Origin of the sequence: Streptomyces sp. NBC_00239 (assembly GCF_036194065.1) — a bacterium.
In the GTDB taxonomy this organism is placed as follows: domain Bacteria; phylum Actinomycetota; class Actinomycetes; order Streptomycetales; family Streptomycetaceae; genus Streptomyces.
Genome location: NZ_CP108095.1, coordinates 6,629,412 through 6,650,424 on the forward strand (window position 1 = coordinate 6,629,412; position 21,013 = coordinate 6,650,424).

14 protein-coding genes, 3 rRNA genes and 1 riboswitch are annotated in these 21,013 nt (G+C 66.8%); of the genes, 14 read left to right on the forward strand and 3 right to left on the reverse strand.

What is annotated here, in order from left to right; genetic code table 11:
* The first annotated feature begins 567 nt into the window (after window positions 1–567).
* From OG764_RS29170 to OG764_RS29230, 13 genes are all read left to right on the forward strand, one after another.
* Window positions 568–2,091, forward strand: a 16S ribosomal RNA gene (locus OG764_RS29170).
* Between the two features lie 286 nt (window positions 2,092–2,377).
* Window positions 2,378–5,500: ribosomal RNA gene (locus OG764_RS29175) — 23S ribosomal RNA — on the forward strand.
* A gap of 74 nt (window positions 5,501–5,574) precedes the next feature.
* Window positions 5,575–5,691, forward strand: a 5S ribosomal RNA gene (gene rrf, locus OG764_RS29180).
* The 16S, 23S and 5S rRNA genes sit together here, the layout of an rRNA operon.
* 117 nt (window positions 5,692–5,808) lie before the next feature.
* Window positions 5,809–6,417: a CDP-alcohol phosphatidyltransferase family protein gene (locus OG764_RS29185; protein ID WP_328971401.1), complete on the forward strand. Its 609-nt coding sequence runs from the start codon at window positions 5,809–5,811 to the stop codon at window positions 6,415–6,417.
* A 94-nt stretch (window positions 6,418–6,511) separates the two neighbouring features.
* Window positions 6,512–9,007 (forward strand): mannose-1-phosphate guanyltransferase, encoded by a 2,496-nt coding sequence (locus OG764_RS29190; protein WP_328971402.1) that lies wholly within the window; start codon window positions 6,512–6,514, stop codon window positions 9,005–9,007.
* A gap of 75 nt (window positions 9,008–9,082) precedes the next feature.
* Window positions 9,083–9,976: a DUF881 domain-containing protein gene (locus tag OG764_RS29195; protein ID WP_328971403.1), complete on the forward strand. Its 894-nt coding sequence runs from the start codon at window positions 9,083–9,085 to the stop codon at window positions 9,974–9,976.
* Window positions 9,973–10,305, forward strand: coding sequence for a small basic family protein (locus OG764_RS29200; RefSeq protein ID WP_003970459.1), 333 nt, complete (start codon window positions 9,973–9,975; stop codon window positions 10,303–10,305). The genes OG764_RS29195 and OG764_RS29200 overlap by 4 nt, the downstream gene beginning before the upstream one ends.
* Window positions 10,306–10,310: 5 nt before the next feature.
* Window positions 10,311–11,204, forward strand: a complete 894-nt coding sequence (locus OG764_RS29205) for a DUF881 domain-containing protein (protein WP_328971404.1) — start codon at window positions 10,311–10,313, stop codon at window positions 11,202–11,204.
* Window positions 11,205–11,286: 82 nt separating this feature from the next.
* Window positions 11,287–12,231: an FHA domain-containing protein gene (locus OG764_RS29210; protein ID WP_328973221.1), complete on the forward strand. Its 945-nt coding sequence runs from the start codon at window positions 11,287–11,289 to the stop codon at window positions 12,229–12,231.
* 44 nt (window positions 12,232–12,275) lie between these two features.
* Complete coding sequence (gene ftsR / locus OG764_RS29215; protein WP_328971405.1) at window positions 12,276–13,022, forward strand: transcriptional regulator FtsR; 747 nt, start codon at window positions 12,276–12,278, stop codon at window positions 13,020–13,022.
* 53 nt (window positions 13,023–13,075) lie between these two features.
* Window positions 13,076–13,549, forward strand: coding sequence for a bifunctional nuclease family protein (locus tag OG764_RS29220; RefSeq protein WP_328971406.1), 474 nt, complete (start codon window positions 13,076–13,078; stop codon window positions 13,547–13,549).
* A 168-nt stretch (window positions 13,550–13,717) separates the two neighbouring features.
* Window positions 13,718–14,368: a MerR family transcriptional regulator gene (locus OG764_RS29225; RefSeq protein WP_328971407.1), complete on the forward strand. Its 651-nt coding sequence runs from the start codon at window positions 13,718–13,720 to the stop codon at window positions 14,366–14,368.
* 41 nt (window positions 14,369–14,409) lie between these two features.
* The gene (locus OG764_RS29230) at window positions 14,410–15,936 is read left to right on the forward strand and encodes a DNA polymerase IV (protein ID WP_328971408.1); all 1,527 of its coding nucleotides are present in this window, start codon (window positions 14,410–14,412) and stop codon (window positions 15,934–15,936) included.
* On the opposite strand, the gene OG764_RS29235 is transcribed toward OG764_RS29230, so the two are convergent.
* Entirely contained in the window at window positions 15,843–16,229 is a 387-nt protein-coding gene (locus OG764_RS29235) for a PRC-barrel domain-containing protein (protein WP_328971409.1), read from the reverse strand. The genes OG764_RS29230 and OG764_RS29235 overlap by 94 nt on opposite strands.
* A gap of 113 nt (window positions 16,230–16,342) precedes the next feature.
* Window positions 16,343–16,441, forward strand: a riboswitch (glycine riboswitch).
* Window positions 16,442–16,637: 196 nt separating this feature from the next.
* On the opposite strand from OG764_RS29235, the gene gcvP reads away from it, so the two are divergent.
* Window positions 16,638–19,523: an aminomethyl-transferring glycine dehydrogenase gene (gene gcvP, locus OG764_RS29240; RefSeq protein ID WP_328971410.1), complete on the forward strand. Its 2,886-nt coding sequence runs from the start codon at window positions 16,638–16,640 to the stop codon at window positions 19,521–19,523.
* A gap of 91 nt (window positions 19,524–19,614) precedes the next feature.
* On the opposite strand, the gene OG764_RS29245 is transcribed toward gcvP, so the two are convergent.
* On the reverse strand, window positions 19,615–19,821 hold the full coding sequence (locus OG764_RS29245; protein ID WP_328971411.1) for a DUF5999 family protein: 207 nt from the start codon (window positions 19,819–19,821) through the stop codon (window positions 19,615–19,617).
* Between the two features lie 252 nt (window positions 19,822–20,073).
* Complete coding sequence (locus tag OG764_RS29250; protein WP_328971412.1) at window positions 20,074–20,670, reverse strand: hypothetical protein; 597 nt, start codon at window positions 20,668–20,670, stop codon at window positions 20,074–20,076.
* Between the last annotated feature and the right edge of the window lie 343 nt (window positions 20,671–21,013).

The window sequence follows — 21,013 nt, forward strand, 5'->3', positions numbered from 1 at the left end:
GTGAACACAGCGTGAACAACAGGTCGGCGGGCACCCACTCATCGCTCGATCCAGATCTCGACCACTTCCGCATGCCTGCGGAACCGAGTGGTCCGGGAGCCGGAAAAACGCTGATAGAGTCGGACCTCGCCGAAAGGCAAAGGCCCCCAACGGCCACCGGAATTCGAATTCCAAGTCGGAAACGGCACGGAAAAGAGTCTGGTAAGGTTGGAGCCGCAGGAAAGGGAAAACGCGAAAGCGAAGAACCTGGAAAGCGCCGAGGAAGTCGGGCCCGAAAGAGTCTGATAGAGTCGGAAACGCAAGAACGAAGGAAGCGCCCGGAGGAAAGCCCGAGAGGGTCAGTACAAAGGAAGCGTCCGCACCTTGAGAACTCAACAGCGTGCCAAAAATCAACGCCAGAAGTTGATACCCCGACTCACTTCGGTGAGTTGAGGTTCCTTTGAAAAAGTCCTGGCAGGTCTTCGGATCTGGCAGGCAACACTACAGCGAGGACGCTGTGGACGATCTGCCTTATTCCGGCGTGATCGTCCCGCTCTTGCGTGGTGTGCACCCGATTACGGGTAAACATTCACGGAGAGTTTGATCCTGGCTCAGGACGAACGCTGGCGGCGTGCTTAACACATGCAAGTCGAACGATGAAGCCCTTCGGGGTGGATTAGTGGCGAACGGGTGAGTAACACGTGGGCAATCTGCCCTTCACTCTGGGACAAGCCCTGGAAACGGGGTCTAATACCGGATAACACTCCTGCCTGCATGGGTGGGGGTTAAAAGCTCCGGCGGTGAAGGATGAGCCCGCGGCCTATCAGCTTGTTGGTGGGGTAATGGCCTACCAAGGCGACGACGGGTAGCCGGCCTGAGAGGGCGACCGGCCACACTGGGACTGAGACACGGCCCAGACTCCTACGGGAGGCAGCAGTGGGGAATATTGCACAATGGGCGAAAGCCTGATGCAGCGACGCCGCGTGAGGGATGACGGCCTTCGGGTTGTAAACCTCTTTCAGCAGGGAAGAAGCGAAAGTGACGGTACCTGCAGAAGAAGCGCCGGCTAACTACGTGCCAGCAGCCGCGGTAATACGTAGGGCGCAAGCGTTGTCCGGAATTATTGGGCGTAAAGAGCTCGTAGGCGGCTTGTCGCGTCGGATGTGAAAGCCCGGGGCTTAACCCCGGGTCTGCATTCGATACGGGCAGGCTAGAGTGTGGTAGGGGAGATCGGAATTCCTGGTGTAGCGGTGAAATGCGCAGATATCAGGAGGAACACCGGTGGCGAAGGCGGATCTCTGGGCCATTACTGACGCTGAGGAGCGAAAGCGTGGGGAGCGAACAGGATTAGATACCCTGGTAGTCCACGCCGTAAACGTTGGGAACTAGGTGTTGGCGACATTCCACGTCGTCGGTGCCGCAGCTAACGCATTAAGTTCCCCGCCTGGGGAGTACGGCCGCAAGGCTAAAACTCAAAGGAATTGACGGGGGCCCGCACAAGCGGCGGAGCATGTGGCTTAATTCGACGCAACGCGAAGAACCTTACCAAGGCTTGACATATACCGGAAAGCATTAGAGATAGTGCCCCCCTTGTGGTCGGTATACAGGTGGTGCATGGCTGTCGTCAGCTCGTGTCGTGAGATGTTGGGTTAAGTCCCGCAACGAGCGCAACCCTTGTCCTGTGTTGCCAGCATGCCCTTCGGGGTGATGGGGACTCACAGGAGACCGCCGGGGTCAACTCGGAGGAAGGTGGGGACGACGTCAAGTCATCATGCCCCTTATGTCTTGGGCTGCACACGTGCTACAATGGCCGGTACAATGAGCTGCGATACCGTGAGGTGGAGCGAATCTCAAAAAGCCGGTCTCAGTTCGGATTGGGGTCTGCAACTCGACCCCATGAAGTCGGAGTCGCTAGTAATCGCAGATCAGCATTGCTGCGGTGAATACGTTCCCGGGCCTTGTACACACCGCCCGTCACGTCACGAAAGTCGGTAACACCCGAAGCCGGTGGCCCAACCCTTGTGGAGGGAGCTGTCGAAGGTGGGACTGGCGATTGGGACGAAGTCGTAACAAGGTAGCCGTACCGGAAGGTGCGGCTGGATCACCTCCTTTCTAAGGAGCATATAGCCGACTGCGATCGAATGAATCGCACGGTTGCTCATGGGTGGAACGTTGATTAGTTGGCACGGTTCTTCAAGCATCCTGAAAGTACTGCTTCGGCGTGGAAATCAGTGATAGCGGCGGGAATCGTGCTTGGCACGTTGTTGGGTATCTGAGGGTACGGCCGATTTGGTCGAACCTTCGCGATGCCGGCCCCAGTGAACTTGTTCTCTTGTAGAGCAGGGTGATGGGTGGCTGGTCGTTGCTTGAGAACTACACAGTGGACGCGAGCATCTGTGGCCAAGTTTTTAAGGGCGCACGGTGGATGCCTTGGCACCAGGAACCGATGAAGGACGTGAGAGGCCGCGATAGGCCCCGGGGAGCTGCCAACTGAGCTTTGATCCGGGGGTGTCCGAATGGGGAAACCCGGCAGTCGTCATGGGCTGTCACCCACTGCTGAACACATAGGCAGTGTGGAGGGAACGAGGGGAAGTGAAACATCTCAGTACCCTCAGGAAGAGAAAACAACCGTGATTCCGGGAGTAGTGGCGAGCGAAACCGGATGAGGCCAAACCGTATGCGTGTGATACCCGGCAGGGGTTGCGCATGCGGGGTTGTGGGAATTCTTTTGATCGGTCTGCCGGCCGGTCGGCGAGTCAGAAACCGTTGATGTAGTCGAAGGACATGCGAAAGGTCCGGCGTAGAGGGTAAGACCCCCGTAGACGAAACATCAGCGGCTTGCTTAAGAATCTCCCAAGTAGCACGGGGCCCGAGAAATCCCGTGTGAATCTGGCGGGACCACCCGCTAAGCCTAAATATTCCCTGGTGACCGATAGCGGATAGTACCGTGAGGGAATGGTGAAAAGTACCGCGGGAGCGGAGTGAAATAGTACCTGAAACCGTGTGCCTACAAGCCGTGGGAGCGTCGCGCATTGAGTTTACTCAATGCGTCGTGACTGCGTGCCTTTTGAAGAATGAGCCTGCGAGTTAGCGGTGTGTAGCGAGGTTAACCCGTGTGGGGAAGCCGTAGCGAAAGCGAGTCCGAATAGGGCGATTGAGTTGCACGCTCTAGACCCGAAGCGGAGTGATCTAGCCATGGGCAGGTTGAAGCGGAGGTAAGACTTCGTGGAGGACCGAACCCACCAGGGTTGAAAACCTGGGGGATGACCTGTGGTTAGGGGTGAAAGGCCAATCAAACTCCGTGATAGCTGGTTCTCCCCGAAATGCATTTAGGTGCAGCGTCGTGTGTTTCTTGCCGGAGGTAGAGCACTGGATAGGCGATGGGCCCTACCGGGTTACTGACCTTAGCCAAACTCCGAATGCCGGTAAGTGAGAGCACGGCAGTGAGACTGTGGGGGATAAGCTCCATGGTCGAGAGGGAAACAGCCCAGAGCATCGACTAAGGCCCCTAAGCGTACGCTAAGTGGGAAAGGATGTGGAGTCGCAGAGACAACCAGGAGGTTGGCTTAGAAGCAGCCACCCTTGAAAGAGTGCGTAATAGCTCACTGGTCAAGTGATTCCGCGCCGACAATGTAGCGGGGCTCAAGCGTACCGCCGAAGTCGTGTCATTGCAGCAATAGGGCCAACGCCCGCTGTGATGGGTAGGGGAGCGTCGTGTGCCGGGTGAAGCAGCAGCGGAAGCTAGTTGTGGACGGTTCACGAGTGAGAATGCAGGCATGAGTAGCGATACACACGTGAGAAACGTGTGCGCCGATTGACTAAGGGTTCCTGGGTCAAGCTGATCTGCCCAGGGTAAGTCGGGACCTAAGGCGAGGCCGACAGGCGTAGTCGATGGACAACCGGTTGATATTCCGGTACCCGCTTTGAAACGCCCAATATCGAATCAGGCGATGCTAAGTCCGTGAAGCCGTTCCGGACCCTTCGGGGAAAGGAAAGTGGTGGAGCCGACGAACCAGACTTGTAGTAGGTAAGCGATGGGGTGACGCAGGAAGGTAGTCCAGCCCGGGCGGTGGTTGTCCCGGGGTAAGGGTGTAGGCCGAGGGGTAGGCAAATCCGTCCCTCATTAAGGCTGAGACCTGATGCCGAGCCGATTGTGGTGAAGTGGATGATCCTATGCTGTCGAGAAAAGCCTCTAGCGAGTTTCATGGCGGCCCGTACCCTAAACCGACTCAGGTGGTCAGGTAGAGAATACCGAGGCGTTCGGGTGAACTATGGTTAAGGAACTCGGCAAAATGCCCCCGTAACTTCGGGAGAAGGGGGGCCATCACTGGTGATCGGATTTACTCCGTGAGCTGGGGGTGGCCGCAGAGACCAGCGAGAAGCGACTGTTTACTAAAAACACAGGTCCGTGCGAAGCCGTAAGGCGATGTATACGGACTGACGCCTGCCCGGTGCTGGAACGTTAAGGGGACCGGTTAGTGACCTTTCGGGGTTGCGAAGCTGAGAACTTAAGCGCCAGTAAACGGCGGTGGTAACTATAACCATCCTAAGGTAGCGAAATTCCTTGTCGGGTAAGTTCCGACCTGCACGAATGGCGTAACGACTTCTCGACTGTCTCAACCATAGGCCCGGTGAAATTGCACTACGAGTAAAGATGCTCGTTTCGCGCAGCAGGACGGAAAGACCCCGGGACCTTTACTACAGTTTGATATTGGTGTTCGGTTCGGCTTGTGTAGGATAGGTGGGAGACTTTGAAGCAGCCACGCCAGTGGTTGTGGAGTCGCCGTTGAAATACCACTCTGGTCGTGCTGGATGTCTAACCTCGGTCCGTGATCCGGATCAGGGACAGTGTCTGATGGGTAGTTTAACTGGGGCGGTTGCCTCCCAAAGAGTAACGGAGGCGCCCAAAGGTTCCCTCAGCCTGGTTGGCAATCAGGTGTTGAGTGTAAGTGCACAAGGGAGCTTGACTGTGAGACCGACGGGTCGAGCAGGGACGAAAGTCGGGACTAGTGATCCGGCGGTGGCTTGTGGAAGCGCCGTCGCTCAACGGATAAAAGGTACCCCGGGGATAACAGGCTGATCTTCCCCAAGAGTCCATATCGACGGGATGGTTTGGCACCTCGATGTCGGCTCGTCGCATCCTGGGGCTGGAGTCGGTCCCAAGGGTTGGGCTGTTCGCCCATTAAAGCGGTACGCGAGCTGGGTTTAGAACGTCGTGAGACAGTTCGGTCCCTATCCGCTGCGCGCGTAGGAATATTGAGAAGGGCTGTCCCTAGTACGAGAGGACCGGGACGGACGAACCTCTGGTGTGCCAGTTGTCCTGCCAAGGGCATGGCTGGTTGGCTACGTTCGGGAGGGATAACCGCTGAAAGCATCTAAGCGGGAAGCCTGCTTCAAGATGAGTATTCCCACCTCCTTGAGAGGGTAAGGCTCCCAGTAGACGACTGGGTTGATAGGCCAGATGTGGAAGCCCGGTAACGGGTGGAGCTGACTGGTACTAATAGGCCGAGGGCTTGTCCTCAGTTGCTCGCGTCCACTGTGTTAGTTCTGAAGTAACGAACCGTGTCCATGCCCGGTTGGTCAACTTCATAGTGTTTCGGTGGTCATAGCGTTAGGGAAACGCCCGGTTACATTCCGAACCCGGAAGCTAAGCCTTTCAGCGCCGATGGTACTGCAGGGGGGACCCTGTGGGAGAGTAGGACGCCGCCGAACAATCATTGTGGGAAAGCCCCGCACCTTATGGTGCGGGGCTTTTCTGCGTTCAGGGCACGGATGTTCTCCTGTAGGGTCAGAGAGTCGTTCGCACGTTTCAACAGTGGAGGCCCCCGGGTGGAGGTCCAGGAGACTCGGGTCCAGACGGACCGAATCCTCACCATCCCGAACATCCTGAGCATGGCTCGCCTCGTCGGCGTACCCCTGTTCCTCTGGCTCATCCTGCGGCCGGTGTTCGGAGGGCCCAACAGCGACGGCTGGGCGCTGCTCGTCCTGATGTTCAGCGGGGTCAGCGACTACCTCGACGGGAAGCTCGCACGCCGCTGGAACCAGATCAGCAGCCTCGGCCGGCTGCTGGATCCGGCCGCCGACCGGCTGTACATCGTCTCCACGCTCATCGGGCTGACCTGGCGGGAGATCCTTCCGCTGTGGCTCACGGCCGCGCTGTTCGCCCGCGAGCTGATGCTTCTGGTGATGGTGTGGATCCTGCGCCGCCACGGATATCCGCCGCCGCAGGTCAACTTCCTCGGCAAGGCCGCGACCTTCAACCTGATGTACGCCTTCCCGCTGCTCCTCCTGAGTGATCAAGCCGGATGGCTCGGCTGGCTTGCGTCTGTTTTCGGATGGGCGTTCGCTGGATGGGGTACAACCCTCTATTGGTGGGCAGGCATCTTGTACGTGGTGCAGGTCCGCCGTCTCGTGAAGGCGGATGCCGCGGCCGATTGATCTCGCCGCAATGTCGCGGGGGAGTTGCGGGGCTGTCTGTCCGGGTGAGTGACATCGGCAGGACCGTCGTCTCTTCAAGGAGGAACCTCCCGACATGAAGGCCGTCGTGATGGCCGGAGGTGAAGGCACACGCCTTCGCCCCATGACCTCGAGCATGCCCAAGCCGCTCCTACCGGTGGTAAACCGGCCGATCATGGAGCACGTGCTCAGGCTCCTCAAAAGGCATGGGCTCAATGAGACCGTCGTGACCGTGCAGTTCCTGGCCTCACTGGTCAGAAACTACTTCGGCGACGGCGAAGAGCTTGGAATGGAGCTCACTTACGCCAACGAGGAGAAGCCACTCGGGACCGCCGGCAGCGTGAAGAACGCCGAGGAGGCCCTCAAGGACGACGCGTTCCTGGTCATCTCCGGAGACGCGCTCACCGACTTCGACCTGACGGACCTCATCGCCTTCCACAAGGCGAAGGGCGCCATGGTCACTGTCTGCCTCACCCGAGTGCCCAACCCGCTGGAATTCGGCATCACCATCGTGGACGAGGAAGGCAAGGTCGAACGCTTCCTGGAGAAGCCGACCTGGGGCCAGGTCTTCTCCGACACCGTCAACACCGGCATCTACGTCATGGAGCCGGAAGTCTTCGACTACGTCGACCCCGACGTCCCCGTGGACTGGTCCGGAGACGTGTTCCCGCAGCTGATGAAGGAAGGGCGGCCCATCTACGGGTACGTCGCCGAAGGCTACTGGGAGGACGTGGGCACCCACGAGAGCTACGTGAAGGCCCAGGCCGACGTGCTCGAAGGCAAGGTCCAGGTCGAGATGGACGGCTTCGAGATCTCGCCGGGCGTGTGGATCGCCGAAGGCGCCGAGGTGCACCCCGACGCCGTCCTGCGCGGGCCGCTGTACATCGGCGACTACGCCAAGATCGAAGCCGGCGTGGAGATCCGCGAGCACACCGTCATCGGATCGAACGTCGTCGTCAAGAGCGGCGCCTTCCTCCACAGGGCCGTCGTCCACGACAACGTCTACATCGGGCCGCACAGCAACCTGCGCGGCTGCGTCATCGGCAAGAACACCGACATCATGCGGGCCGCCCGGGTCGAGGACGGCGCCGTCATCGGGGACGAGTGCCTGGTCGGCGAGGAATCGATCGTCCAGGGCAACGTACGGGTCTACCCCTTCAAGACGATCGAAGCCGGCGCCTTCGTCAACACCTCGGTCATCTGGGAGTCCCGCGGCCAGGCCCATCTGTTCGGGGCGCGCGGCGTCTCCGGCATCCTCAACGTGGAGATCACCCCGGAAGTAGCGGTCCGGCTGGCCGGCGCGTACGCCACCACCCTGAAGAAGGGGGCCACGGTCACCACGGCCCGTGACCACTCCCGTGGCGCCCGTGCACTCAAACGGGCGGTCATCTCCGCCCTGCAGGCCAGCGCCATCAACGTACGCGACCTGGAGAACGTGCCGCTGCCGGTGGCACGACAGCAGACCGCGCGCGGCAGTGCCGGCGGGATCATGCTGCGGACCTCGCCCGGGGTGCCCGACTCGCTCGACATCATGTTCTTCGACGCGAGCGGAGCCGACCTCTCCCAGGCCGCCCAGCGCAAACTCGACCGCGTCTACGCACGGCAGGAGTACCGGCGGGCCTTCCCCGGCGAGATCGGCGACCTCCAGTTCCCGTCGAGCGTCTTCGACTCGTACACCGGATCGCTGCTGCGGCGGGTCAACACCACCGGGATCGCGGAATCCGCGCTCAAGGTCGTCGTGGACGCCTCCAACGGCAGCGCCGGACTGGTCCTGCCGAGCCTGCTCGGCCGGCTCGGGGTCGACGCCCTCACCATCAACCCCGGACTCGACGAGTCCAGGCCGACCGAGACCGCCGAGAGCCGGCGGGCCGGGCTGGTCCGGCTCGGCGAGATCGTCGCCTCCGCGCGCGCCGCGTTCGGCGTGCGCTTCGACCCGGTCGGCGAGCGGATCTCGCTCGTCGACGAACGCGGCCGGATCATCGAGGACGACCGCGCCCTCCTGGTCCTGCTCGACCTGGTCGCGGCCGAGCGGCGCAGCGGCAAGGTGGCGCTGCCCGTGACCACGACCCGGATCGCCGAGCAGGTGGCCGCCTACCACGGCACCCAGGTCGAGTGGACGACGACCTCGCCCGACGACCTGACGCGGGTGGGCCGGGCCGAGACGACGATCTTCGGCGGGGACGGCCGCGGCGGCATCATCGTGCCCGAGTTCAGCAGCGTCTTCGACGGCGCCGCGGCCTTCGTACGGCTCATCGGGCTGGTCGCGCGCACCCAGCTCACCCTGAGCCAGATCGACGCGCGGATACCGCGAGCCCACGTCCTCAAGCGCGATCTGGCGACCCCGTGGGCCGTCAAGGGCCTGGTCATGCGGCGTGTGGTGGAGGCAGCCGGTACGCGGCACGTGGACACCACCGACGGGGTGCGGGTGGTCGAGGCCGACGGCCGCTGGGTGCTGGTGCTGCCCGACCCGGCGGAGGCCGTCACCCATCTGTGGGCCGAGGGGCCCGACGGGGCGTCCGCGCAGGCGCTGCTCGACGAATGGTCGACCGTCGTGGACGGCGCCGGCCACTGAACCGGGCCCGGGGCCCCGCCGCACGTGCGGCGGGGCCCCGGGCGCATTCGTTGTCAGCCCATCCGACATGCGACGATGTGCCGCATGTCGCAGCCGCCCCAGAACCGGACTTCGGCCACACCGCCGGTGCGCCCGGACGCCTCCATGTCGCTGCTGACGCATGTGATGGACCACAGCCTCGACGAGGGTTACGCCGAGGCCTCGGCCCGCCGCGCGGCAGCCGGCACCACCGGACTGCCCCGAACCCTCAAGGCGAAACTCGCGCTGGCCGGCGGCCTCGTGCTGGCCGCGATGGTGGTGACCCTCGGCGCCGCCGAGGCGCGGATAGCGGCTCCCGTCCTGGCCAAGGAGCGCGACGAACTCATCGACCGGGTCGAACGGGCCGGAGCGGGCGCCGACGACCTGGAGAAGGAGATCGACGCGCTCCGCACCGACGTCGCGGACCGCCAGCGCGAGGCCCTCAAGCAGCACGGCGGCGACCAGGGCGAACTGGTCGCGCTGCTGTCCGGGGCCACCGAGGTGCACGGGCCGGGGATCCGGCTCGTGGTCGACGACGCGAAGGAAGCGGAGAGCGGCGGCGGCGGGCCGCGCGAGAACTCCGGGTTCTCCGACACCGGCCGGGTGCGCGACCGCGACATGCAACGGATCGTCAACGGGCTGTGGCAGTCGGGCGCGGAGGCAGTCGCCATCAACGGGCAGCGGCTGACGTCGCTGTCGGCGATCAGGGCGGCCGGTGACGCCATACTGGTCGACAACAAGCCGCTGGTACCGCCGTACGAGGTACTGGCGGTAGGGGCGAAGAACCGGCTCGGCACCGACTTCCAGGACAGCGCGGACGGGCAGTACCTCCACGTGCTGCAGGAGAACTACGGCGTCCGCTACAGCGTCTCCGCCCAGGACGACGTCCGGCTGCCGGCCGCGTCGAGCCTGATCGTACGTACAGCAGAACCGAAGAAGGGTGCATCGTGATCGCGGTACTGGGCCTCGTGGTCGGAGTGGTGGTCGGACTACTGGTCCGGCCCGAGGTGCCGGCCGTGGTCGAGCCCTATCTTCCGATCGCCGTGGTGGCGGCTCTCGACGCGGTCTTCGGAGGCCTGCGCGCGATGCTCGACGGGATCTTCGTCGACAAGGTCTTCGTGGTGTCGTTCCTGTCGAACGTCGTCGTCGCCGCGCTCATCGTCTTCCTCGGCGACAAGCTCGGGGTCGGTGCGCAGCTGTCCACGGGTGTGGTCGTCGTCCTCGGCATCCGCATCTTCTCCAACGCCGCGGCCATCCGCCGGCACGTGTTCCGGGCGTGAGGCCGATGAGCAGCGACAACCAGCCCGAGCCTTCGGACGGCCGGCCGGAGCCTTCGAAGCCGGTCGAGCCCGTCGGGGCGACCGAACCGGCGGCGGAGTCCCCGGAATCCGTCAAGTCCGCGGAATCCGGGGAACAGGCCGGAACGGCCGAGCGGGCCGAGCCGGATGCGGTGCCCGGGATGACCGGCCGGCAGCGGCTGGCCGCGGGGCTGTGGCCGCCGAGGGTGAGCCGGGCCCAACTGATCGTCGCGCTGCTGCTGTTCGTCCTGGGGTTGGGACTGGCCATCCAGGTGCGCTCGAACAGCGACAGCAGCGCCCTGCGCGGCGCCCGCCAGGAGGACCTCGTACGGATCCTCGACGAGCTCGACGGCCGGACCGAGCGGCTGGAGGACGAGAAGCGGCGGCTGGAGGACCAGCGCAAGGAGCTCGAGAACAGCTCCGACCAGGCCGAGGAGGCCCGGAAGCAGACCCTGGAGAAGGAAGCCCAACTCGGCATCCTGGCGGGTACGGTGGCCGCCGAGGGCCCGGGCATCACGCTGCGGGTGTCCGACCCGAAGCACCTCGTCCAGTCGGACATGCTGCTCGACGCGATCCAGGAGCTGCGGGCCGCCGGCGCCGAGGCGATCCAGGTCAACGGGGTCCGGGTGGTGGCCGGTACGTACTTCTCCGACGAGGACGGGGGAGTGGGCGTCGACGGTAAGAAGATCACACAACCCTATGAATTCAAGGTCATCGGGAAGCCGCAGGACCTCGAACCCGCCCTCAACATCCCCGGCGGGGTGATCCAGACGCTGGAGAAGGAGCAGGCCACTGCCGACGTCGTACGCTCGTCGAAGATCGTCGTCGATGCCTTGCGGGCGGCGAAGCAGCCTGACTACGCTCGGTCGTCATCGTCATGACGCGGAGCACTGACGTGAGGCCCTCACGCGCGCTGCCGCTTGCGGGGGGTCGGCGCACCGAACGAGCGGTGCGTGGTGGAAACTGTCTGGTGGTTACGGACGTTGTGAGAATGTCCGGGTCGGCAGGTGTGTGCATTCAGGGTTCGTCCTGCCCCACGGGCGGGTCTGTTTCGGTCAAGGGGAATCGCCCGTGAAATTGTTTGAGAAGTTGTTCGGCAAGAAGGCTCGCGAGGAAAGCGCTGCGGCCAAGCACCGCGCGTCGCGGCACGGAGACGGGGAAGCGCAGGGCGACCGCCCGCTGTTCCGCGACGAGGTCGCGGGGGCGGGTGACAATTCGGGCGTTCAAGGCGCGTCGTCTGTTGACCCTGCCGCGTCCGGCCGCATAGGTTTCGGTGAACCATCAACCTCAAGTGCGGGTGGAGGGTTCTCCCCCGATCCGTACGCAACCAATGCCTCCGCGGGGCAGCCGCGGCGCGAGGAGCCGTCCATGTCGGCCGTCCAGGTGTGCAGCAGGTGCGGGCACCGCAATGGTGCGGACGGCCGCTTCTGTTCGCACTGCGGGGCGCCGCTGCGGCCGGGCCTGACGCCGGAGCGTGCCTCGGAGACCACGTCGACCATCTCGATCTCCGGGCTGGAGGCCTACGAGGCCGAGGTGACCGGCCAGCACGCCGCTCCCTCGCTCTCTCCCGAGGCCCAGGCCGCGGTGGAGGCCCTCCCGTCGGGTTCGGCGCTGCTCATCGTCCGCCGCGGTCCGAATTCGGGCAGCCGCTTCCTCCTGGACGGCGAGCTGACCACGGCCGGCCGGCACCCGCAGAGCGACATCTTCCTGGACGACGTCACGGTCTCCCGGCGGCACGTCGAATTCCGCAGGCGCCAGGACGGTGGCTTCACCGTCTCCGACGTCGGCAGCCTGAACGGCACGTACGTCAACCGTGAGCCGATCGAGTCGGTCTCGCTCACGAACGGCGACGAGGTGCAGATCGGCAAGTACCGACTGGTCTTCTACGCGAGCCAGCGAGGCATCTGACCCTCCCCCCGGACCCTGTCCGGGGGTACTCCCAGGGAAGGTCCATGCTGCTGACACCGACGGGCGGTGCCGGAAACGGCGCCGTCGGCTCGGCCGGGCGGCTGTTGAGCATCGGTACGGTGCTCAACCAGCTGCGCGGCGAGTTCCCCGAAGTCACCATTTCCAAGATCCGGTTCCTGGAGGCGGAAGGGCTCGTCGAGCCCCAGCGCACGCCCTCGGGGTACCGCAAGTTCAGCCCGCAGGACGTCGAGCGGCTCGCCCGGATCCTGCGGCTGCAGCGCGACCACTACCTGCCGCTGAAGGTCATCCGCGAGCACCTCGACGCGCTCGCACGCGGTGAGCAGGTCCGCATCCCGACGCCCTCGCCGCAGGGCGACCCGACGCTGGCGGCGGTCCTGCCCGCGGACCCCGAGGAGCCCACCGTGGCCCGGGTCGGGCGGGCCGAGCTGCTCGCCGCCGCCGAGGTCGACGAGGTACAGCTGGTCGAGTGGGAGTCGTACGGCCTGATCGCCGAAGGGGCGGGCGGGGGGTACGACGCCGAGGCGGTGACCGTGGCCAAACTGCTGGCCGATCTGGGCCGCTTCGGCCTGGAACCGCGGCACCTGCGGGCCATGAAGGCGGCCGCGGACCGGGAGGCCGGCCTGGTCGAACAGGTCGTGGCACCGTTGCGGCGCCACCGCAACCCGCAGACCAGGGCGCATGCCGAGGCGACCCTGAAAGAGCTCGCCGGGATCTCCGTACGCCTGCACGAAGCGCTGGTCCAGACCGCTCTGGGGGTGCGGCTCCGCTGACGGCGGAGGACCCCGACTACCCAAACCGGCCGGGCAGGTCCTAGGGTTGCTGTGTGAACGAGCTCGACGTTGTGGGTGTCCGGGTGGAAATGCCCTCCAACCAACCGATCGTGCTCCTGCGCGAAGTGGGAGGCGATCGGTACCTCCCGATCTGGATCGGTCCTGGAGAGGCGACTGCCATCGCCTTCGCCCAGCAGGGCATGGCCCCTGCCAGGCCGCTGACGCATGACCTCTTCAAGGACGTGCTGGAGGCGGTGGGCGAGGAGCTCACCGAGGTACGCATCACGGACCTGCGGGAGGGCGTCTTCTACGCGGAACTGGTCTTCGCCAGCGGCGTGGAGGTCAGTGCGCGGCCGTCCGACGCGATAGCGCTGGCCCTGCGCACCGGTACGCCGATCTACGGCAGCGACGGCGTCCTGGACGACGCCGGAATCGCCATTCCCGACGAGCAGGAGGACGAGGTGGAGAAGTTCCGCGAGTTCCTCGACCAGATCTCGCCCGAGGACTTCGGCACGGGCAACCAGTGAGCCGACCTCAAGGAATGCTCAAGGCATTCGAGTAGCCTTTCCCCGCGGAGAGGTGCGGGAAACCACTCTCAGGGTGATTATCACTCGGCGTGCCGAGTGTGGCGATCGTTGACGCACCCCGGGTGACTGCCTACCGTCGAGATGGCAGGTCTAGGACGGAGGGTCGGCGTGAGAATCAGCGGCGACGGTACGACCGGGGGCATCCCCGCACGCAGTCCGGGGGAGAGCGGTCCGTATCCGCTGCACGGCGGTACGGCCGGTTCCGCGCGCCGTCAGCCGGAAGCGGTGTCGAGCGTGGCGAACGCGGTGAACGCCGACCCGGCATCCGAGGAGATCGGGTACCGGGGTCCGACGGCGTGCGCCGCCGCCGGCATCACCTACCGGCAGCTGGACTACTGGGCCCGCACCGGGCTCGTCGAACCGAGCGTGCGCCCGGCGTACGGCTCGGGCACCCAGCGCCTCTACAGCTTCCACGACGTGGTCGTGCTGAAGATCGTGAAGCGCTTCCTCGACACCGGGGTCGCGCTGCAGAACATCCGCACCGCGGTGCAGCACCTGCGCGAGCGCGGATTCGCGGACCTGGAGCGCATGACGCTGATGAGCGACGGCGCGACCGTGTACGAGTGCACCTCCCCGGACGAGGTCGTGGGCCTGCTCCAGGGCGGTCAGGGCGTCTTCGGCATCGCGGTCGGCGTGGTCCGGCGCGACGTGGAGAACGCCCTCTCCCAGCTGCACGGCGAGCGCGTCGACACCGGCGAGACCCTGATCGGGCTCAACCCCGCCGACGAACTCGCCAGGCGCCGCAACCGGGCCGTGTGAGCCGGGGCGCGTTGTCAGTGCCGTAGGGCAGCATCGGACGTGTGAGAGCCGCGCCGACGATCCTGCATCTGGACATGGATGCCTTCTTCGCCGCCGCCGAACAGGCGGCGAAGCCCAGCCTGCGCGGAAAGCCCGTGATCGTCGGCGGGCTCGGGCCGCGCGGTGTGGTCGCCACCGCCTCGTACGAGGCCCGGCGGTTCGGCGTGCACTCGGCCATGCCGATGGCCCAGGCCCGGCGGCTGTGCCCGAACGGCGCGTACCTGGTGCCGCGCTTCCTGCTGTACCGCTCGGTGAGCGAGCGGGTGATGGAGCTGCTGAGGGAGCTCTCCCCGCTCGTCGAGCCGCTCAGCCTCGACGAGGCCTTCGTGGACCTGGAGGCGGGCGGGGTGGCGGCCGACGCCGCGACGGCGCGGGCCGTGGGGATGCGGCTGCGCGAGGACATCCGGGCGGCCACCGGCCTGAGCGGTTCGGTCGGGCTGGCCGGCTCCAAGATGCTCGCCAAGATCGCTTCCGAGGAGGCCAAGCCCGACGGGCTGGTCGTCATCACGCCCGGCACCGAGCGGGAACTGCTCGCGCCGATGCCGGTGCGCACGCTGCCCGGGGTCGGCCCGGCCACCGGTGAGCACCTGAGGCGGGCCGGCATCACCACCGTGGGCGAGCTGGCCGAGGCCGGCGAGGACGAGCTCGTACGGCTCGTGGGGCGCTCCCACGGGGTGGGCCTGTACCGGATGGCACTGGGCCGGGACGACCGGGCGGTGGTGGCGGAGCGGGACGCCAAGTCGGTCTCCGTCGAGGACACCTTCGACGTGGACCTCCACGACCGGGTCCGGATCCGCACCGAGGTGCAGCGACTGGCCGACCGGTGCGTGCAGCGGCTGCGGGGCTCCGGGCACTCCGGCCGGACCATCGTCCTCAAGGTGCGGCGGTACGACTTCTCGACGCTGACGCGCTCCGAGACGCTGCGCGGGCCCACCGACGACCCGGCCGTGGTGCGGGAGGCGGCCGCCCGGCTGCTGGACGCCGTGGACACCACCGGCGGGGTGCGGCTGCTGGGGGTCGGGGTCTCGGGGCTGGCCGACTACACCCAGGAGGATCTGTTCGCGCAGGCGGCCGGGGAGGCGGAGGCCCGGGCCGCGGAGGAGGCGAGGGCGGCGGAGGAGGCGCGGGCAGCGGGAGGGGAGAGCGGCGCGCCCGGGGCCCGCGAAGGCGGCGGGGCCGGGGAGGAGGGCGGGCCCGCGGCGGAGGGGGCGCTGCCCGAGGGGGCGGGGCCGGCCGGCGTTCCGGCGGCGGAGCGGCACTGGGCGGCCGGCAGTGATGTCCGCCACGCGGAATACGGGCCCGGCTGGGTCCAGGGGAGCGGAGTGGGGCGGGTGACCGTGCGGTTCGAGGAGCCGGGTTCCGCTCCGGGCCGGGTGCGCACCTTCGCGGTGGACGATCCGGGCCTGGAGCCCGCGGAGCCGCTGCCGCTGGTGGGTCAGCCCTCGTCCGTGCTCAGCCGGCCGAAATCGCGGTCCGGTGGCGGGGCGGCCGCCGCGATGTCGCCGGGCAGCGCCACGTCCAGCCCGTAGTGGTGGTAGAGCTGGAGTTCCTGCTCCGGTGAGAGGTGGCGCCCCACCCCGAAATCGGGTGCATCCTTGATGAGAGCGCGTTCGTACGGCACCCGGAGGGTGCCCCCGACCAGCTCGCTGGGCTCCAGCGGGACGAAGGCGTCCCTGCCGAAGAGACCGGTGCGGACGGCCGCCCATTCCGGGATGCCGGTCGCGTCGTCGAGGTACACCTCGTCGACCGTGCCGATCTTGGTGCCATTGCGGTCGAACGCCTTGCGGCCGATCAGGCTGCGCGGATCGATATCGGTCTGCACGGTCCCTCCATTTGGTCGCAACTGCTCCGTTATGACTACAGAAGTGCATATTTGGAGAGGGGGCCACTCGAGGGAGTCCCAGCAACCTCGCTGGTAGTCTGGTTTCCGGCTGCTGACCCTGTGCGGGAGAGTCCCCCGAGTGAACACGACGGGGGCGCCGAAGGAGCAAATCCTCCCCGGAATCTCTCAGGCAGACGTACCGCACGGACGAGGCCACTCTGGAAAGCAGGACGGGCGTCGGACGGGTGTCCGGGACCCTTCCTCACCGACGGTGAAAGCCGGGACCTCCACGGGTTACCCCCAGGAGACCCGGTGAAGCTCTCAGGTTGAGATGACAGAGGGGGAGGCCGTCCGGGTGCCCGCGTCGTGGCACCCCTCGAAGGTCGCGAGACCAGGAGGCCTCCTGCCATGACCGCCCACCGCATTCCGCTTTCCCAGCTCGAGAGCGGCATCCCCTTCGAACAGCGTCACATCGGCCCTGACGCCGAGGCGCAGGCGAAGATGCTCGCCCAGGTCGGCTACGGCTCGCTCGACGAGCTCACCGCCGCCGCGGTGCCGGACGTGATCAAGAGCGCGGAGGCCCTGAACCTCCCCGCCGCCCGTACCGAAGCCGAGGTCCTCGCCGAGCTGCGCACCCTCGCGTCGCGCAACAAGGTCATGTCCTCCATGATCGGCCTGGGCTACTACGGGACCTTCACCCCGCCGGTGATCCTCCGCAACGTCATGGAGAACCCGGCCTGGTACACCGCGTACACGCCGTACCAGCCGGAGATCTCGCAGGGCCGCCTGGAGGCGCTCCTCAACTTCCAGACCGTCGTCGCCGAACTGACCGGTCTGCCCACCTCCGGCGCCTCGCTGCTCGACGAGGGCACTGCGGCCGCCGAGGCCATGACGCTGGCCCGCCGGGTCGGCAAGGTCAAGGGCGGGGTCTTCCTCGTCGACGCCGACGCGCTGCCGCAGACCATCGCCGTCATCGAGACGCGCGCCGAGCCGACCGGCACCGAGGTCGTCGTCGCGGACCTGTCCGCCGGCATCCCCGCCGAGATCGCCGAGCGCGGTGTCTACGGCGTGCTGATCCAGTACCCGGGCGCCTCCGGTGCGGTCCGCGACATCAAGCCGCTGATCGACCAGGCCCACGAGCTCGGCGCCGTCGTCACCGTCGCCGCCGACCTGCTCGCGCTGACCCTGCTCACCTCGCCCGGCGCGCTGGGCGCGGACATCGCCATCGGCACCACCCAGCGCTTCGGCGTCCCGATGGGCTTCGGCGGCCCGCACGCCGGCTACATGGCCGTCCAGGACAAGCACGCCCGCTCGCTGCCCGGCCGCCTCGTCGGCGTGTCCGTGGACGCGGACGGCAACAAGGCGTACCGCCTCGCGCTGCAGACCCGCGAGCAGCACATCCGCCGCGAGAAGGCCACCAGCAACATCTGTACGGCCCAGGTGCTCCTCGCCGTCATGGCCGGCATGTACGCCGTCTACCACGGCCCCCAGGGCCTGCAGACGATCGCCCGCCGCACCCACCGCTACGCGGGCATCCTCGCCGCGGGCCTGAAGGCCGGCGGCGTCGAGATCCTGCACGACGCGTTCTTCGACACCCTCACCGCCCGCGTCCCGGGCCGTGCCGACGAGGTCGTGGCCGCCGCCGCCGAGCGCGGCGTCAACCTGTTCCGCGTCGATGCCGACCACGTCTCCGCCGCCTGCGACGAGACGACGCTGCGCGCCGACATCGAGGCCGTCTGGGCCGCCTTCGGCGTCACCGCCGACATCGAGGCCCTCGACGAGTCCGTCGCCGAGGCGCTTCCCGCCGGCCTGCTGCGCTCCGACGACTACCTGACCCACCCGGTCTTCCACCAGCACCGCTCCGAGACCGCGATGCTGCGCTACCTGCGCAAGCTCTCGGACCGCGACTACGCGCTGGACCGCGGCATGATCCCGCTGGGCTCCTGCACCATGAAGCTCAACGCGACCACCGAGATGGAGCCGGTCACCTGGCCCGAATTCGGTCAGCTGCACCCGTTCGCCCCGGTGGCGCAGGCCGAGGGTTACCTCACGCTCATCAACGAGCTGGAGGAACGTCTCTGCGAGGTCACCGGCTACGACAAGGTCTCCATCCAGCCGAACGCCGGTTCGCAGGGTGAGCTGGCCGGTCTGCTGGCGGTCCGCGCCTACCACCGCGCCAACGGCGACACCCAGCGCACCATCTGCCTCATCCCGTCCTCGGCGCACGGCACCAACGCCGCCAGCGCCGTCATGGCCGGCATGAAGGTCGTCGTCGTCAAGACCGCCGACGACGGCGAGGTCGACGCCGACGACCTGCGCGCCAAGATCGAGCAGTACCGTGACGAGCTCTCGGTGCTGATGATCACCTACCCGTCCACGCACGGTGTGTTCGAAGAGCACGTCGCGGACATCTGCGCGCAGGTGCACGACGCCGGCGGCCAGGTCTACGTGGACGGCGCCAACCTCAACGCGCTGGTCGGCCTCGCCAAGCCGGGCCACTTCGGCGGCGACGTCTCGCACCTGAACCTGCACAAGACCTTCTGCATCCCGCACGGCGGCGGCGGCCCCGGCGTCGGCCCGGTCGGCGTCCGCGCGCACCTCGCGCCGTACCTGCCGAACCACCCGCTGCAGCCCACCGCGGGCCCGGAGACGGGCGTCGGCCCGATCTCGGCAGCCCCGTGGGGCTCGGCCGGCATCCTGCCGATCTCGTGGTCGTACGTCCGCCTGATGGGCGGCGAGGGCCTCAAGCGCGCCACCCAGGTGGCCGTCCTCGGCGCCAACTACATCGCCAAGCGCCTGGAGCCGCACTTCCCGGTCCTCTACACCGGTCCGGGCGGACTCGTCGCCCACGAGTGCATCATCGACCTGCGCCCGCTGTCGAAGGCGACCGGCGTCAGCGTCGACGACATCGCCAAGCGCCTGATCGACTACGGCTTCCACGCGCCGACGATGTCCTTCCCGGTGGCCGGCACGCTGATGATCGAGCCCACGGAGTCCGAGGACCTCATCGAGATCGACCGGTTCTGCGACGCGATGATCGCGATCCGCGGCGAGATCGAGCGGGTCTCCGCGGGCGAGTGGCCGGCGGACGACAACCCGCTGCACAACGCCCCGCACACCGCGGCGGCGCTGGGCGGCGAGTGGACGCACCCGTACACGCGTGACGAGGCCGTCTTCCCGGCCGGCGTCTCGGCCGCGGACAAGTACTGGCCGCCGGTACGCCGTATCGACGGCGCGTTCGGCGACCGCAACCTGGTCTGCTCCTGCCCGCCGCTGGACGAGTACGACAACTGACGGATGCCGCACGGCCGAGGGCCGGTACCGGGAGACCCTCCCGGTACCGGCCCTCGGCCGTTTCGTGCTCCGTGCGCGGTGGGCGGCTCCGTCAGGCCGCCCGCATCACCTGCGAGGCCGCCAGCGGGCGGTGCGGGGCGATGATCTGGCCGTCGGGCAGCAGCTCACCGGTGTCCTCGAACAGGAGGACGCCATTGCACAGCAGGCTCCAGCCCTGTTCCGGGTGGTTGGCCACCGGCCGGGCGGCCTCCCGGTCGGCGGAGTCGGCTGACGGGCAAGGTGGCTGGTGCTGGCACATGGATGCGTTCTTTCGCTGCGGTGTGGTGAGTGTGCTGCGGCTCGATGCGGTGTTCATGGCCGCCCCCCGTATCGTCATTCGGTTGGTCCGGGACAAGTGTTGCCCCACGGCGGTCGTTCCGCAGGGATTTCCCGGTAGCTGTCCTCACCGATTGATGACGCATCACTCCTGCGGGCGGTTCAGTTCAACTGCCCGGCCTTTTCGGGTGGTTCGCGGATGGCCCGAGCGGGCTAGTCCGAATGGCGTACCCGGTCAGGCGGGGGTGGCCAGGGCGGGCGGGGCCAGCCGGTGGGTCAGCACCGGCAGCAGTTCGGACACCGGATGCGGCCGGTACGCGGCGATCCCGGGCGGCGCCGGGGCGAGCGGGACCAGCAGATCGGCGGCGGCCGGCAGCCCGGCGGCCGGGTCGGCGCCCACCGCCCGGTGCAGCCACAGCGTCAGCATGTACAGCTCCGGCACCGACAGCAGCCGGGGCTGGAACGGCGTGCCCAGTGACTCCGCCTGGCGCAGGGCGCGTTCGGTGGCGGTCACGTAGGGCCCCTCGAAGAAATGGGAGAAGACCCAGCCGTCGGCGGTGAGCCGGGTGTCGGCCGCGGCCACGAAGCGGTCGCCGCTGCGGATCAGGAACCGCCAGCCGGACAGTCGGGTGCGAGGCGGCCGGCCGCCGGTGGCCCGCGAGAGGTTCAGCCGCTCCAGGACGTGTACGGGGAGCGGGAGTTCGGCGGTCACCGGGCCCTGCAGCGCACGCAGGGCGGGAGTGTGGGCCTCATGGACGGCCAGGGGGGAACCGAGTGCCGCGAGGACGCTGCGCAGGGCGGGCGCGGGGGCAGGAGGGACATGCAGCGGCATGATGGGTCGCCTCTCACTTGGGAGACCTGTGGAAACGGGGGGAGTGCGGTGGGTGCAGAGAGTGCGGACGGCGCTGTCGCATTCTGGGGCCAGAGAGGGGTGGAGGGGCAATGGCCGCGCGCCAACTCTCTGCCTTGATTGCGGAGTTTATACGACACGTGTTCACGCAGTGTTTCGGGTAGCCGTCCCGCCTAAAGCGGACAAGGGGCATACCGGTCCCGCTGCCGTGGATTTCATGTCGAGGGTGCGCGGGATTGCCGCGCTGACCTCGGAGGTTACCCGAAGGGGGCTCGGCTGGAAAGCGCCGGTATTGAGAGCGCGGCACGGTCGGGCGGAATGTGCG

What these genes read in the sequence shown, in the direction of transcription:
- OG764_RS29190 (WP_328971402.1), top strand. Translation starts at nt 6,512, where the DNA reads ATGAAGGCCGTCGTGATGGCCGGAGGTGAAGGCACACGCCTTCGCCCC.
- OG764_RS29195 (WP_328971403.1), top strand. Translation starts at nt 9,083, where the DNA reads ATGTGCCGCATGTCGCAGCCGCCCCAGAACCGGACTTCGGCCACACCG.
- OG764_RS29205 (WP_328971404.1), top strand. Translation starts at nt 10,311, where the DNA reads ATGAGCAGCGACAACCAGCCCGAGCCTTCGGACGGCCGGCCGGAGCCT.
- ftsR (WP_328971405.1), top strand. Translation starts at nt 12,276, where the DNA reads ATGCTGCTGACACCGACGGGCGGTGCCGGAAACGGCGCCGTCGGCTCG.
- gcvP (WP_328971410.1), top strand. Translation starts at nt 16,638, where the DNA reads ATGACCGCCCACCGCATTCCGCTTTCCCAGCTCGAGAGCGGCATCCCC.
- OG764_RS29245 (WP_328971411.1), bottom strand. Translation starts at nt 19,821, where the DNA reads ATGTGCCAGCACCAGCCACCTTGCCCGTCAGCCGACTCCGCCGACCGG.
- OG764_RS29250 (WP_328971412.1), bottom strand. Translation starts at nt 20,670, where the DNA reads ATGCCGCTGCATGTCCCTCCTGCCCCCGCGCCCGCCCTGCGCAGCGTC.